At 47.1% G+C, this 16,004-nt stretch carries 13 protein-coding genes, 1 tRNA gene and 1 riboswitch; of the genes, 13 read left to right on the forward strand and 1 reads right to left on the reverse strand.

All coding sequences use genetic code 11. The features are described from left to right. Window positions 1–32 precede the first annotated feature (32 nt). Entirely contained in the window at window positions 33–1,493 is a 1,461-nt protein-coding gene (locus tag BLP57_RS11370; RefSeq protein WP_015526739.1) for a nicotinate phosphoribosyltransferase, read from the reverse strand. Between the two features lie 275 nt (window positions 1,494–1,768). Here BLP57_RS11370 and BLP57_RS11375 point away from each other — a divergent pair. The 13 genes from BLP57_RS11375 (at window position 1,769) to BLP57_RS11440 (ending at window position 15,985) form a co-directional block, all read left to right on the forward strand. Next, window positions 1,769–1,840 (forward strand) — tRNA-Gln (locus BLP57_RS11375). A gap of 146 nt (window positions 1,841–1,986) precedes the next feature. Further along, on the forward strand, window positions 1,987–2,694 hold the full coding sequence (locus tag BLP57_RS11380) for an acyl-[acyl-carrier-protein] thioesterase (RefSeq protein ID WP_059086457.1): 708 nt from the start codon (window positions 1,987–1,989) through the stop codon (window positions 2,692–2,694). Window positions 2,695–2,758: 64 nt separating this feature from the next. Next, window positions 2,759–3,460 (forward strand): L-ribulose-5-phosphate 4-epimerase, encoded by a 702-nt coding sequence (gene araD, locus BLP57_RS11385; protein ID WP_015526737.1) that lies wholly within the window; start codon window positions 2,759–2,761, stop codon window positions 3,458–3,460. Between the two features lie 204 nt (window positions 3,461–3,664). Then, a complete protein-coding gene (locus tag BLP57_RS11390; protein ID WP_015526736.1) occupies window positions 3,665–3,907 on the forward strand; it encodes a helix-turn-helix domain-containing protein in 243 nt (80 codons plus the stop codon). Window positions 3,908–4,100: 193 nt separating this feature from the next. Next, window positions 4,101–4,271, forward strand: a riboswitch (Lysine riboswitch). 185 nt (window positions 4,272–4,456) lie between these two features. Then, window positions 4,457–6,043, forward strand: a complete 1,587-nt coding sequence (locus BLP57_RS11400; RefSeq protein WP_227945657.1) for a Na+/H+ antiporter NhaC family protein — start codon at window positions 4,457–4,459, stop codon at window positions 6,041–6,043. A gap of 178 nt (window positions 6,044–6,221) precedes the next feature. Next, a complete protein-coding gene (locus BLP57_RS11405; protein WP_021652585.1) occupies window positions 6,222–7,064 on the forward strand; it encodes a CvfB family protein in 843 nt (280 codons plus the stop codon). 105 nt (window positions 7,065–7,169) lie between these two features. Continuing rightward, window positions 7,170–10,637: a DNA polymerase III subunit alpha gene (locus BLP57_RS11410; RefSeq protein WP_092071861.1), complete on the forward strand. Its 3,468-nt coding sequence runs from the start codon at window positions 7,170–7,172 to the stop codon at window positions 10,635–10,637. Window positions 10,638–10,705: 68 nt separating this feature from the next. Then, window positions 10,706–11,695 carry a 6-phosphofructokinase gene (gene pfkA, locus BLP57_RS11415; protein ID WP_015526732.1) on the forward strand — a complete coding sequence of 330 codons (990 nt, stop codon included), beginning with the start codon at window positions 10,706–10,708 and terminating at the stop codon, window positions 11,693–11,695. Window positions 11,696–11,703: 8 nt separating this feature from the next. Beyond that, entirely contained in the window at window positions 11,704–13,098 is a 1,395-nt protein-coding gene (locus BLP57_RS11420; RefSeq protein ID WP_021652589.1) for a TrkH family potassium uptake protein, read from the forward strand. A 13-nt stretch (window positions 13,099–13,111) separates the two neighbouring features. After that, on the forward strand, window positions 13,112–13,771 hold the full coding sequence (locus BLP57_RS11425; RefSeq protein WP_092071864.1) for a potassium channel family protein: 660 nt from the start codon (window positions 13,112–13,114) through the stop codon (window positions 13,769–13,771). Window positions 13,772–13,807: 36 nt separating this feature from the next. After that, window positions 13,808–14,584: a TrmH family RNA methyltransferase gene (locus tag BLP57_RS11430; RefSeq protein ID WP_015526729.1), complete on the forward strand. Its 777-nt coding sequence runs from the start codon at window positions 13,808–13,810 to the stop codon at window positions 14,582–14,584. Window positions 14,585–14,599: 15 nt separating this feature from the next. Beyond that, a complete protein-coding gene (locus BLP57_RS11435) occupies window positions 14,600–15,040 on the forward strand; it encodes an NfeD family protein (protein WP_021652591.1) in 441 nt (146 codons plus the stop codon). Window positions 15,041–15,043: 3 nt separating this feature from the next. Beyond that, on the forward strand, window positions 15,044–15,985 hold the full coding sequence (locus tag BLP57_RS11440) for an SPFH domain-containing protein (protein ID WP_092071867.1): 942 nt from the start codon (window positions 15,044–15,046) through the stop codon (window positions 15,983–15,985). The last annotated feature ends 19 nt before the right edge of the window (window positions 15,986–16,004 follow it).

Consider the following 16,004-nt stretch of genomic DNA (forward strand, 5'->3'; position numbering starts at 1 on the left):
AAGGAGGGTTTATGAATGCTTATTTCTGTTTATCAGAGCTCTTTTTCACTCATTTCTTCCAGGAGAGCCTTCTTCATGTCATAGAGTGACTGGGAGAGATCTACATAAACCTTCTGCGGATTAACGAAACGTCTGGATTCATCCCACAGTGTGTTCTGCTCCTGTTTGCAGTAGTCGCGGAGTTCCATGACAGATGGAGACTTGTAAACGCTCTTACCATCTTTAATTACCGGAACAAGGAGCTCACGGAGTTCGTAGGTTCCGCCAAGAACCTTGGTCTTTTTCCAGGTGTCAACCGGGTCGAAGATCACCATAGTTTCTTCCGGATCGAATTTCTCATCTGCAAGGCAGATCAGATCGGCCTTGATCTTGCCGGTCTTCTTGCTGTAGATACGGTATACAGTCTTGTTGCCCGGGTTGGTAACCTTTTCTGTGTTTTCGGAAAGCTTGATCTTCGGCTGGAAGGCATCGCTGTCAGCGTCCTTTACAGCGGCAAGTTTGTATACGCCGCCGAATGCCGGATTGTTATCGGCTGTGATCAGCTTGGTTCCGACGCCCCAGGAATTGATCTTGGCATCCTGGGCCTTCAGGCTTTCGATAAGATATTCATCAAGATCGCTGGATGCGGAAATAGTAGCATCATCGAAACCGGCAGCAGCCAGCATCTTGTAAGCTTTTTTGGAAAGATATGCAAGATCACCGCTGTCGATACGGATTCCATAATTCTTCAGCTGGATACCTTCCTCACGCATCTCCTCAAATACACGGATCGCATTGGGAACACCGGATTTCAGGACATCGTAGGTGTCAACCAGAAGAGTACAGGAATTCGGGTAAAGTCTCGCATAGGTCTTAAAGGCTGTGTACTCATCCGGGAAACTCATGATCCAGGAATGAGCATGTGTTCCGAGAACCGGAACGTTAAACATCTGGCCGGTCAGTACGTTGGAAGTACCGGCACATCCGCCGATCACTGCAGCTCTGGCACCGAAGATTCCGGCGTCCGGACCCTGGGCACGGCGAAGACCGAATTCCATGATGGGATCGCCCTTGGCTGCGTGGCATACACGTGCTGCCTTAGTGGCAATAAGACTCTGATGGTTCATAATGTTCAGGATGGCCGTCTCTACAAGCTGAGCTTCCATGATCGGTGCGATAACCTTGACCATTGGCTCTCTCGGGAAGATCACGGTTCCCTCCGGAATTGCGTAGATATCACCGGTGAATCTGAAGTTGCTCAAATACTCAAGGAAATCATCCTCAAAGATGCCAAGACTTCTCAGATAGGTAATGTCTTCTTCTGAGAAACGGAGATTTTCGATGTATTCGATCATCTGCTCCAGTCCTGCACAGATGGCAAAACCGCCATCGCACGGATTGTTGCGGTAGAACATGTCAAAGACAACAGTCTGGTTGGTAGGGTTTTTGAAATATCCCTGCATCATGGTAAGCTCATAGAGGTCCGTGAGCAGAGTAAGGTTATTTGCTCGCATAGCGTTCTCCTTTGGATGCCTCCGGATATTGTGACCGGAGGGAAATACACGGTTGTTTCCGCTCTTTTTATTATACGGCTTATTATAACACAAAGGAGTGGATTGTAAAATTTTTTTTACTGCGTAAACCCGCATATAATAAGGAGTTTTAACAGCAGTTTAAGAAATTTTGAAAAAAAATAAAAAAAATTAAAAAAAGGGGTTGCAATTTCAAAAAAGCTGTTATATAATAACATCCGTCGCAAGCGATAAGGCAAGCGAAAAACAAAACACATAGGGCTATCGCCAAACGGTAAGGCAACGGACTCTGACTCCGTCAGTTCAAGGTTCGAATCCTTGTAGCCCTGCTTCTTAAGTACCTCAGTTGCGAGGTACTTTTTTTGTACTCAAAAATAAGAAGATATTCGCAATCCGCTGCGCCCCAAAAAAAACAAGTGCGTTTCTTCCTGCCAAGTGTTACAATAAAGTATAGACAGTATGACAGGAGGCATGAATGAGTTACAGTTTTGAGAGTCGAGTAAGATTCAGTGAGATCGGAGAAGATGGATGTCTGACGTTGCCGGGAATTCTGGATTATTTTCAGGATTGCTGTACCTTTGAATCCGAGCAGACAGGAGTCGGTATGGAAGTATTAAAGGAACAGAAAAGAGCCTGGGTACTTTCTGCATGGCAGGTGATCGTGAAGCGGTATCCGAAGCTTGGTGAAAATATAAAAGTAACAACAATTCCTTATGGATTCCGTGGATTTATCGGAATGCGTAATTTTATTCTTGAGACAATGGATGGTGAGAAGCTGGCATGGGCCAATTCCTACTGGTCCTTTATCAATACAGAAACCGGTCTTCCGGAAAAGCTGACACCGGCAGATACAGATCCCTATGATCTGGGCGAAAAAATAGAGATGGATTATGCACCAAGAAAGATTGCGCTTCCGAAGGAACGGGAAGTGCAGAATGCTTTTTCCGTACAGAAGCATCATCTGGACACCAATCATCATGTGAACAACTGTCAGTATATCCGGATGGCAGCGGATCATCTGCCTGAGGATTTTAAAGTTGGTCAGCTTCGTGTTGAATATAAACGTCAGGCAGTACTGGATAATGTTATCATTCCGGAAGTATATATGACAGAAAATAAAGAAGCTGTAGTTCTCAACGCGGAGGATAAAGAACCTTACGCAGTAGTTGAGTTTACAAAATAAATACAGGCGGTAGAGATTAGTACATCGTTTTTGAAACAACTATACCGTAAAAGGAGGGCGCGCTATGCTTGAAAAATTAAAAGAAGAAGTTTACAGAGCAAATATGGATCTGCCAAAATATGGTCTTGTTACCTTTACATGGGGAAATGTCAGCGGGATCGACAGGGAGCAGGGACTTTTTGTGATCAAGCCAAGTGGTGTGGATTATGACAAGCTGACACCGGAAGACATGGTAGTGGTAGATCTTGATGGAAATAAAGTAGAAGGAAGATACAATCCATCCTCTGATACACCGACACATGCAGTTCTTTACAGAGCGTTTCCGAATATCGGCGGTATCGTACATACCCACTCATCCTGGGCAACAAGCTGGGCGCAGGCAGGCAGATCGATCCCGTGTTATGGAACCACACATGCAGATTACATTTACGGAGAAGTACCATGTGTACGTAATCTGACCAAAAGAGAGATCGAAGAGGCATATGAGAAGAACACGGGAGTTCTTATTGCTGATTATTTCAAAAACAAAGATTATGAAGCAGTACCGGCTGTGCTGTGTAAGAACCACGGACCTTTTACCTGGGGTAAGGATGCTCATGAGGCAGTTCATAACGCAGTTGTTCTTGAGGAGGTTGCCAAGATGGCATCTCGCTGCGAGCTGATCAATCCGGATGTAAAACCGGCACCGCAGGAGCTTCAGGATAAGCATTACTACAGAAAACATGGTGCAAATGCATATTATGGTCAGGTAGGACAGGAAGACTGATCAGAAGAAAAAACAGTTTGACCCGATGGTGGATTGTCAATATCCGCTTGAGTGGAAATGCCGCGGAACAGTACCGCGGCATTTTTTGTCGAAAAATGCAGAAAATGTCAGATTTGCTGACCTTTAACACAGGTGCCGCCGAAATATATGCTAATGTCAAGAAAAATGCAGAACATTAACACATTTATTAAAATAGGTGGCAGGATGAAAATATACACTTATCAGGGAAAAAAGAACGTTTCCGGAGAAAAAATACGCCAGATGAGGAATATGAAACGGATGTCGCAATCTGCGCTGGCAGCAAAAATGCAGGTGGAAGGAGTGATGCTGGAGCGTGACAGTATCAGCCGGATCGAAGGAGGAGAACGTTTTGTAGCAGATTATGAACTGCGGGTGTTTGCAAAGGTGCTGGGAGTGGATGTGAAGTGGCTGCTGAATGAGCAGTAAATAAGGCAATATTGGATTACAGTTCGCTGGTAATATTCCGCGAAGCGTGTTACTGAAAACGGAGTGAAAAGTAACAATATTGGTCTGAATGGCAGGAATCTGTGTAAACTACTTGATATTTATGTCGGAAACTGCTACAGTATAAAGAAAAAAAGATGGCCGGGAAGTCCTGCGGAGGACAAACGGTCACGGATAAGAAGATAGAGGCGCGGATTTTATCAGTATTTATGGACGGAAGGCCCTGGCAGGCTGTTCATAAAGAAAGGAAAATCTGCCGAAGTGCTCTGGAAGGCCAGATGACAGGGTGCTGGGATAACGCAGAATATGCGTTGTACTGTCACGGATGTGGAGCGCTATCGGTAGCACTTCGGGAGATCTGCATTTAATATGCTGAATGGAGATTTTCTGACAGGCTATTAGTTAAATAAGGATTATTTAACCGGAGGTGTTCTTAAGAAGAGACAGCCTCCGTTTTTTTGTCCCCGAAAAGGGAGGAGAAAAATGAGTAAAAAAGCAGGAACAGCATTGTCTGTTATGGCAATGGTATTCATGGGCGCACTGGCAAGTCCCCTGACTGTGCTGGCTGCGGATGCGGAGGAGACTTACCAGCCTGCTCTGTATGCAACGATCTGGGCACTGCTTCCACCTCTTGTTGCGATCGTCCTTGCACTGATCACAAAAGAAGTATACAGTTCTCTGTTTGTGGGAATTGTAGTAGGAGCACTGATCTATTCCGGATTTAAATTTGAAGGAACGGTAACACAGATTTTTGAGGGAGGAATCATCAAGGTTCTTGCTGACAGCTATAACGTAGGTATCCTGATCTTCCTGGTTATCCTGGGATCTGTGGTATGTATGATGAACAAGGCCGGCGGCTCCGCCGCATTCGGACGATGGGCCAGCAAAAAGATCCACACGCGTGTGGGCGCGGAACTTGCAGCGATCATCCTTGGAATCCTGATCTTCATTGACGATTATTTTAACTGCCTGACAGTAGGAAGCGTTATGCGTCCGGTAACTGACAGACATCACGTATCCAGAGCGAAATTTGCATACCTGATCGATGCAACAGCTGCTCCGGTATGTATCATCGCACCGATCTCATCCTGGGCTGCTGCAGTCAGCGGATTCGTAGAGGGACAGGATGGACTTGCGATTTTTGTAAGAACCATCCCGTATAACTTTTACGCGATCCTTACTATTGTAATGATGGTTGGCATGGTACTGATGAAAACCGAGTTTGGTGCCATGAGAACACATGAGATCAATGCTCTGAACGGAGATCTTTATACAACATCTGCAAGACCGTATGAGAATGCAACGGATGATGAGACACCGAATCCGAGAGGAAAGGTGATCGATCTTGTGATCCCGATCGTTGTGCTTGTTATCTGCTGTGTCATCAGTATGATCTACACAGGAGGATTTTTCAGCGGAACAGATTTTGTTACCGCATTTTCACAGAGTGATGCCTCTACAGGCCTTGCAATGGGAAGTGCTTTTGGTCTGGTGTTTGCCATTATTTTCTATATGATCCGCCGTGTGGTCAATTTCAGAGACTGTATGGGATGCATCCCGGAAGGATTCAAGGCTATGGTACCGGCGATCATGATCCTGACCTTTGCATGGACACTGAAGGCTATGACAGACTCACTTGGTGCAGCGGTATTCGTAGAAGAAGCCATGCGTTCTGTTGCCGGTGGTATTGAAGTTATCCTTCCGGCCATTATTTTCCTGGTTGGATGTGGACTTGCATTTGCTACAGGTACTTCCTGGGGAACCTTTGGTATCCTGATCCCGATCGTTGTTGCGGTATTTGAGAAATCCAGTCCTGAGATGATGATCATTTCCATGTCCGCCTGCATGGCAGGTGCAGTTTGCGGAGACCACTGCTCACCGATCTCCGATACAACGATCATGGCTTCCGCAGGAGCACAGTGTGATCATGTGACTCACGTTTCCACACAGCTTCCGTATGCGATCCTGGCTGCGGCAGTATCCTTTGTAACTTATATTGTTGCAGGCTTTGTAAAAACAGCATGGATCGCTCTTCCGGTGGGAATCGTGCTGATGCTGATCGTACTTTTTGTCATTAAAATGATGAACCCGATGCCGGTTGAGAAACCAACAGAATAACAGACTGACCCAATGTGGGGGCAGATTCCCCCATGAATGTCAAATAAAAGGCAGTGACGGAAAGAAATTTCCGAAGCTGCCTTTTTTGTGCTTTCTATAATAATTCTCTTATGTTATAATGCAGGACAGACAGCAAATAGTAAATGATCATATATAGTTTTAAGGAACAGGAGTAAGAATGATAGAATTAGGTAAAAAACAGAAATTACTGGTTGTAAAAACCGTGGATTTCGGAATATATCTTGGAGAGGACCGAAACGCACCTCAGAATGAGAGGGTGCTTCTTCCGTCCAAACAGGTACCGGAAGGAACCAAAGCAGGTGATGAGATCGAAGTATTCATCTATAAGGATTCCCAGGACAGACTGATCGCAACTACCCGTGAGCCGATGCTTCAGGTAGGACAGACAGCAGTCCTTAAGGTAAAACAGGTCACCAGGATCGGTGCTTTTCTTGACTGGGGACTGGAGAAGGATCTTCTTCTTCCGTATCATGAGCAGACCAACCGGGTCCGTGAAGGCGAGGAGTGTCTGGTAGCTCTTTATGTAGATAAGAGCAGCAGACTCTGTGCAACCATGAAGGTGTATCATTATCTTTCCACCAGAACTCCTTATGTACCGGGAGATTCGGTAAAGGGGCGTGTCTATGAGATCAGTGGGAATTTCGGCGTTTTTGTTGCGGTAGATGATAAATATTCCGCCCTGATCCCGGCACGGGAGGCAACAGGCAAGTACAGACCGGGAGCTATTCTTGATCTTCGTGTCACAGAGGTGAAAGAGGATGGCAAGATGAACGTCAGTGACCGCCAGAAGGCTTACATCCAGATCAATGAGGATGCAGAGAGCGTATTCAGCGTGATCGAGGAATTTGCAGGGGTGCTGCCATTTGATGATCATGCCTCACCGGAAGTCATCAAGAGAGAGTTTGGCCTCAGTAAGAACGCATTCAAGCGTGCAGTCGGTCATCTGATGAAGGAAGGAAAAGTAGAGATCCGTGACAAAAGGATCTACATTAAAAAATAACAAGGTGTTGACCGGCTCCGGATCAGACACGCTCCGGCACGTTCAGAGAAAAGTGCAGAGCGGGGAGGATCTGGAGCCCTGTTTTTTACGATAAGGAGAATAAATTTGGAGTTTACACATTTACATGTCCATACAGAATACAGCCTTCTGGATGGCTCCAATAAGATCAAAGAATATGTAGCCAGAGTAAAAGAGCTGGGTATGGACAGTGCGGCGATCACCGATCATGGCGTTATGTATGGTGTGATCGATTTTTACAGAGCTGCAAGAGAAGCCGGGATCAATCCGATCCTCGGATGTGAGGTTTATGTGGCTCCGGGCTCCCGTTTTGACAGAGAAGTGGGAAGTGGGGATGACCGTTATTATCATCTGGTCCTGCTGGCTGAGAATAATCAGGGATACAGCAACCTGATGAAAATTGTATCCAAGGCATTTGTGGAAGGGTTTTATTATAAGCCACGTGTGGATCTGGAGCTTCTGGAAAAATATCACGAGGGTATCATTGCCTTAAGTGCCTGCCTGGCGGGAGAGGTTGCCAGATATCTTGCACGTGGAATGTATGAGGATGCCAAGATCGCGGCATTACGTTATCAGGATATTTTCGGAAAAGGAAATTTCTTTCTGGAGCTTCAGGATCATGGGATCCCGGAGCAGCAGACTGTAAACCAGCAGCTTCTCCGTATGCACAGAGAGACGGGGATCGATCTGGTTGCCACCAATGATGTGCATTACACTATGGCAGAGGATGCGGAACCACATGATGTTCTTCTTTGTCTGCAGACTCAGAAAAAACTCAGCGATGAGAACAGAATGCGCTATGAGGGCGGCCAGTATTATGTGAAATCGCCGGAGGAGATGGCGAGGCTTTTTCCATATGCGCTGGAAGCGCTGGAAAACACGCACAGGATCGCGGAGAGATGTCATGTGGAGATTGAATTTGGTGTGACCAAGCTGCCGAAATATGATGTGCCGGACGGATTTACCTCCTGGGAATATCTGAACAAGCTTTGTCATGAGGGACTTGAGCAGCGTTATCATCCGGTAACAGAGGAGCTGAAAAAGCGCCTGGATTATGAGCTGTCTACGATCAAAAACATGGGATATGTAGATTACTTTCTCATTGTATGGGATTTTATCAAATATGCCAGGGACAACGATATCATGGTCGGTCCGGGACGAGGCTCTGCCGCAGGAAGCCTGGTTGCCTATACACTTGGGATCACCCAGCTGGACCCGATCCGGTATGATCTGCTCTTTGAACGTTTCCTGAATCCGGAGCGAGTATCCATGCCGGATATCGATGTGGATTTCTGCTTCGAACGGAGACAGGAGGTTATTGATTATGTAAGAAGAAAATATGGTGATGACTGCGTGGTTCAGATCGTTACCTTCGGTACACTGGCAGCTCGCGGTGTCATTCGTGATGTAGGCCGTGTTCTGGATATGCCTTATGCCCAGGTGGACACCATCGCCAAGATGATTCCACAGGAGCTGAATATCACCATTGACAAGGCACTGGGAATGAATCCGGAGTTTCGCAAGGCTTACGAGGAACAGGACGATATCCATCGTCTGATCGATCTGGCAAAACGTCTGGAGGGGCTTCCGAGGCATACCTCCATGCATGCGGCAGGTGTTGTGATCAGCCAGAAGGATGTATCGGAATACGTACCCCTTTCCAGAGCACAGGATGGTTCCATTGTCACGCAGTTTACCATGACAACACTGGAAGAGCTGGGACTTCTGAAAATGGATTTCCTGGGTCTCCGTACTCTGACGGTTATCCAGAATGCTGTGAAAATGGTGGAAAAAAGTACCGGTATGCTTCTGGATATGCAAAAGATCGACTACAACGACAAAAAGGTACTGGATTCTCTCGGAACAGGACGTACTGACGGCGTGTTCCAGCTGGAGAGTGCCGGAATGAAAAGCTTCATGAAGGAGCTGAAGCCTCAGAGCCTTGAGGACGTGATCGCGGGAATTTCGCTTTACCGTCCGGGCCCCATGGATTTCATTCCGCAGTACATCCGCGGAAAAAACCGTCCGGATACCATCCGTTATGACTGTCCGCAGATGGAGCCGATTCTGAAGCCGACCTATGGCTGTATCGTATACCAGGAGCAGGTTATGCAGATCGTCCGTGAGCTTGCAGGCTACACCCTTGGACGAAGTGACCTGGTGCGCCGTGCCATGTCCAAGAAAAAAGCTTCTGTTATGGCAAAAGAACGCCAGAATTTTGTTTACGGAAACGTGGAAGAGGGAGTACCGGGATGTATCGCCAACGGTATTTCCGAGGAGATCGCAAACAAGATCTACGATGAGATGACAGATTTTGCAAAGTATGCCTTCAATAAGTCTCACGCTGCCGCTTATGCAGTGGTTTCCTACCAGACGGCATATCTCAAATATTACTATCCGGTAGAATTTATGGCTGCACTGATGACATCCGTTGTGGAAATGCCGAACAAGGTTGCCGAGTATATTTCGGTATGCCGCCAGATGGGGATCCGGATCCTTCCGCCGGATATCAATCATGGTGTTTATGGCTTTTCTGTTGACAATGGTTCCATTCGTTATGCACTTTCTGCCATCAAGAGTATCGGCCGTCCGGTAATCGAGGGGATTGTGCGGGAGCGTGAGGAGCACGGAGAATATACCTCCCTGAAAACATTTATTGAGCGAAATATCGACCAGATCAACAAGAGAGTTGTGGAAAATCTGATCAAGGCCGGAGCGCTGGACTGCCTGGAGGGAAACCGGAATCAGAAAATGACGGTTTATACGCAGATCATAGACAGTATCAACCAGGATAAGAAGCATACCATGGCGGGACAGCTGAGTCTTTTTGATATTGCGCCTGAAGAAGATAAAAAGGAATTTGAGATCCGTATGCCGCAGGCAGCAGAATATCCGAAGGAGACGATACTGACCTTTGAGAAGGAAGTTCTCGGCATCTATCTCAGCGGTCATCCGCTGGAGCGTTACCGGAATATGATGGAAAAAATGATCTCTGCAAAAACTTCTGATTTTCAGCCGGATGATGAAACAGGGATACCGGAGGTTTACGATAACCAGAAAGTGATCGTGGGTGGAATGATCACGGATAAAACCATAAAATATACAAAGAATAATAAGGTAATGGCGTTCCTTACAGTGGAAGATCTGGTAGGCACCGTGGAGGTTGTGGTATTTCCACGTGATTACGAAAAATGCCAGATGTTCCTGAATGAAGATGCCCGGCTCTTTATTCAGGGAAGAGTATCCGCAGAAGACGACAAAGCCAGCAAGCTGATTCTGGAAAAGGTCCGTCTTTTTGATGATATGCCAAGAGAACTGTGGCTCCAGTTTGAAAGCCGGGAAGAGTACGCAAAAGCCGAGACCGGTCTGGTAGACGATCTGATGGAATCCAGAGGAAACAGCACGGTGGTTATTTATCTCAAAGATGTCAAGGCAATGAAGAAACTTCCCCCTGCTTATCAGGTCCATATCGAGGATCCCTGGCTGGAGCGCATGTGTAAAAAATATGGAAGTTCCAATGTTAAAATTGTGGAGAGAGTATTGAAAAACTTATAAAAATGCTATAAACTATACCCGAATATGTGTATTACAATAGGTTGTTTCATAAGATGGAGGATAACAATATGGCAGAGAACAAAATCAAAACGATCGGCGTTTTGACCAGTGGCGGTGACGCACCTGGAATGAATGCTGCAATCCGTGCTGTTGTCAGAAGAGGATTAAGCAGCGGACTGAACGTAAAGGGAATCTATAAAGGATACAGCGGTCTCTTAAATGAAGAGATCAGAGATATGACAGCAAGAGACGTTTCCGATACGATTGAGCGAGGCGGAACAATTCTTTATACTGCCAGATGTGCAGAGATGAGAACAGAGGAAGGACAGCAGCAGGCTGCAGAGATCTGCAGAAAGCATGGGATCGACGGCCTTGTTGTTATCGGTGGAGACGGATCCTTCGCAGGTGCTCAGAAGCTTGCGAACCTTGGAATCAATACCATTGGCCTGCCGGGAACTATTGACCTTGATATCGCATGTACCGAGTACACCATCGGTTTCGATACTGCTGTAAATACAGCTATGGAAGCTATTGACAAGGTACGTGATACATCCACATCCCATGAGAGATGCAGTATCATCGAGGTTATGGGACGTAACGCCGGATACCTTGCAGTATGGTGCGGTATCGCAAACGGTGCTGAGGATATCCTGATCCCGGAGAAATATGATTACGACGAGCAGAAGCTTATTGACAATATCGTAGAGAGCCGTAAGAAAGGCAAGAAACACCATATCATCGTAAATGCTGAGGGTATCGGCCATTCAGAGGCTATGGCGAAGCGTATCGAGGCTGCAACAGGTATCGAGACACGTGCAACGATCCTTGGTCACATGCAGCGTGGTGGAAGCCCTACATGTAAGGACCGTGTATATGCGTCCATGATGGGTGCTCTTGCAGTAGATCTTCTTGTTGCCGGAAAACGCAGCCGTGTGGTTGGATACCGTCATGGTGAGTTTGTCGATTTCGACATCAATGAGGCTCTTGCAATGCAGAAGAATGTAGATTCCTACATGTGGGAGGTCTGCAATTCTCTTTCTCATAATTACAGAAAATAAAGATATTTATGAACTTAAAAAAAGTTTCAGACGGATTGCATAAACTGAATACGTCACAAATAATTGCCCTCGGCTTTGCGGGGGTGATTTTTGTAGGTGGACTTATTTTGTGGATGCCGTTCTGCAGTGCACCCGGGCAGGCTGTTACCTTCCCGGATGCTGTTTTTACAGCGGCGACCAGCGTATGTGTGACAGGACTTTCCACAGTTGTTATGGCAGTCCAGTGGAGCCCCATTGGAAAAGCGGTTATCCTGTGCCTGATACAGATCGGCGGGATCGGACTGATCGCACTGGCGAATATGATATTCATCAGCCTCCGGCGGAAAATTTCCCTGAAAAACCGGCGGATCATCAAGGAATCCTACAACCTGGATGAAATGGGTGGAGTCGTGGCTGTAGTCCGCAGTGTGGTGAAATGCGTGTTTCTTGCAGAAGGAATCGGTGCGGTCCTGTATGCGTTTTGCTTTGTACCGGAATTTGGAATAAAAAAAGGTCTGGTGCATGCCATATTTCTGGCGGTATCTGCATTCTGCAACGCAGGGATCGATCTTTTCGGGGAAACAAGCCTTTCGGTATATGTGAGCAATCCGCTGGTCAATATCACTACGATTGGCCTGATCATTGTGTCAGGTCTTGGATTTATCGTCTGGTGGGATCTGTGGGATAAATTCCGCAAGGTTCTGAGAAAAGAGCTCTCCCCATCCAGAGTTTTTCGTGTACTGCGGCTTCAGAGCAAGCTGGTCCTTACGATGACCGGGATCCTGGTATTTTCAGGAGCATTTCTGGTATTTATCTTTGAATCCGGAAACCCTTCCACGCTGAAGGGGGCACCACTGGGAACAAAGCTCATGGCATCCTTTTTCCAGTCAGTGACAACACGTACGGCGGGATTTTATACCATGGATCAGTCGCTTTTGTCCACACCTACCGTGATCATTTCCCTGCTGTGGATGTTTATCGGAGGATCACCCATGGGCACTGCCGGTGGTGTGAAGACTACTACCATTGCGGTTCTGATCCTTTCTATTGCAGCATATCTTCAGGGAAAAAAGGATGTAGAGGTATACGGCCGCAGGATCCGTGAGAGCTATCTCCGTTCTGCCATGGTTGTTGCAGGAACCAGTGTGCTGATCCTTTTTACCATGACGGTGCTTTTGTCCGCAGTAATGCCGGGAGTGGATCTGGCAGATGTTTTATATGAGATTACTTCTGCGGGGGCTACAGTAGGACTTTCCAGAGGACTGACACCTCAGCTGAATGTGGCAGGCAAGTGGATCGTGATCCTTACCATGTATCTGGGACGTATCGGACCGCTGACACTTGGAACAGCAGTTGTGATGCGTGTACGCAACAGGCCGGGAAGCACCACGCATCTCGGTGAAGAAGATATCATGATCGGTTAAACAGGAGAATAGAATGAAAAATAAATCTTTTGCCGTGATCGGGCTTGGACAGTTTGGAATGACTCTGGCGGTGACGCTGGCAGAGTCTGACTGTGATGTCCTTGCCATTGATGACAAAGAAGAAAATATCGAAGAGATTTCCGAAAAAGTAACCTATGCGGTAAAAGCAGATGTCCGTGAACCGGGAATCCTGAAGGCTCTGGGAGTTCAGAATGTGGATGTAGCCATTATCGCAGTTGCCGAAAATCTGGAAGCCAGTATTTCCGCAACCATGCAGGCCAAGGATCTGGGAGTGCCCTTTGTAGTTGCAAAAAGTATGAATTCTCTTCATGGACGTATACTTGACAAAATCGGTGCAGATAAGATCATTTATCCGGAACAGTCCATGGGACTGCGGGTTGCCAGAAATCTTATGTCCGGCGGGTATCTGGATGTGTTTGAGCTTTCAGCGGAGTTCAGTATGGCGGAGTTTTCCATGCCGGTATCCTGGATTGGAAAAAATCTGGCAGATCTGAATATACGGGAGCGTTTTCACATTAATATCATTGGCATCAAGCAAGGTGAAAATGTCACGGTAGATCTGGATCCTTCCGAACCGCTTCCGGACAACTGTTCCATAATCGCCATCGGAAAAAACAAGGATCTGAATGCAAGTCGTGAGGAATTACGTTAACCGAATACGGATTGCCGGAAGGAGAGAAATAAAAGTATGATAACCAGTGTATCAAATGCAAAAATAAAAAATGTCATGCAGCTGAACCAGAAGGCAAAAGCCAGAAGAGAGCAGGGACTTTTTGTGGCAGAGGGCCGGAAAATGTTTCTGGAAGCACCGGAAAGCTGGGTTTCCCAGGTATTTGTCTCCGAGACCGTTTCCCGGGATGGAGAGCTGATGTCTCAGGCAGAAAAATATCCCTGTGAGATCGTGAAGGATTCCGTATTCCGTCAGATGTGTGATACCAAGACTCCCCAGGGGATCCTGACAGTTCTGAAGCTGCCTTCCTGGAGTGAGGAGGAGGTACTGGCGGGAAAAAATCCTCTGGTCATGGTTCTGGAGGATCTTCAGGATCCGGGAAATGCGGGAACCATTCTCAGGACCGGTGAGGGCGCCGGCGTAAGCGGAGTTTTCCTCACAAAAACCTGCGTGGATATCACAAATCCCAAGGTGATCCGTTCTACCATGGGCTCCATTTACAGAATGCCTTTTCTATACGTGGAAGATGTGGTATCATTAGAAAAGAAGCTGAAAGAAAAGGGAATCCGCAGTTTTGCAGCTCATCTGAAGGGTGAGAATTCCTATGATCAGGAATCCTATAAGGGTGGTACCGCATTTTTCATCGGAAACGAGGGAAAGGGCCTGACTGATCAGGCAGCGGAGGCAGCAGACTGCCTGATCCGCATTCCCATGTGCGGAAAGGTAGAATCGCTGAATGCTGCCATGGCATCAGGAATTCTGATGTACGAAGCTGCAAGACAGAGAAGAGAATAAGAGAGGAGGGGTTTTATGACACCTTTGGCCTGGCTTGGAATACTGGCAATTTTACTGGTAATTGAAGCAATCACGGTAGGACTTACCACTGTCTGGTTTGCAGGCGGTGCTCTTGTGGCGTGCATTGCCTCGTGGCTTGGTGGGGGAATTGTTGTACAGCTCCTTTTATTTTTCGGAGTTTCCGTGGTGCTTCTGATCTTTACCAGACCTCTGGCGGTCCGCTACATGAACAAGGGCGTGGAAAAGACCAATGCAGAGAGCCTTCTGGGAAAAAGAGCCGTAGTGATACAGCCGGTCAACAACCTGGCCCAGACCGGGCAGGTGAGGATCAATGACATCGAGTGGACTGCACGGACCGCAGATGACGGGGAAGAAATTCCAACAGGTGCAGTGGTTGAGATCGAAGAGATCCGCGGAGTGAAGCTGATCGTAAAAGAAATTAGCAAGGAGGGCTAAATTATGGGTGGAGTTGTTGTTTTGCTTGTAGTCATCGTTCTTGTGCTGTGGGTACTTGCATCCTGTATCCGCATTGTACCGCAGGCCTATGCAGTGGTACTGGAACGTCTTGGCGCTTACAAGGCTACCTGGGGTACAGGAATCCATTTCAAGGTTCCGTTTATTGAGCGTGTTGCAAGAAGAGTAAACCTGAAAGAACAGGTTGTGGATTTTCCACCGCAGCCGGTAATTACCAAAGATAATGTAACCATGCAGATCGATACGGTTGTATTTTTCCAGATCACAGATCCGAAGCTTTACGCATATGGCGTTGAGAATCCGATCATGGCGATCGAGAATCTTTCTGCTACAACACTTCGTAACATCATCGGTGATATGGAGCTGGATGAGACACTGACATCCCGAGAGGTTATCAATACCAAGATGCGTGCTTCCCTTGATGTGGCTACAGATCCATGGGGAATCAAGGTTAACCGTGTGGAGCTTAAGAACATCATTCCTCCGGCAGCCATCCAGGATGCCATGGAGAAACAGATGAAGGCTGAGCGTGAGAGACGAGAAGCCATTCTGAAAGCAGAAGGAGAGAAACGTTCCACCATCCTTGTTGCAGAGGGTAAAAAACAGTCCGCTATCCTGGATGCTGAGGCTGAGAAGCAGGCGGCGATCCTTCATGCGGAGGCTCAGAAGGAGCGTATGATCAAAGAGGCTGAAGGACAGGCACAGGCAGTCCTTAAAGTACAGCAGGCAACTGCAGAAGGACTTCGTATGATCAAGGAAGCAGGAGCAGATGAATCTGTTCTTACTCTGAAGAGCCTGGAGGCTCTTACAAAGGTTGCTGACGGCAAGGCAACGAAGATCATCATTCCGTCCGAGATACAGGGCATCGCAGGGCTGGCAACATCCCTGAAGGAAATCATGACAGATAAACCGGCAGAGCAGAAATAAATCTGCAGCTATGAGGAGG

This window comes from Blautia sp. SF-50 (assembly GCF_900101315.1).
In the GTDB taxonomy this organism is placed as follows: domain Bacteria; phylum Bacillota; class Clostridia; order Lachnospirales; family Lachnospiraceae; genus Blautia_A; species Blautia_A fusiformis.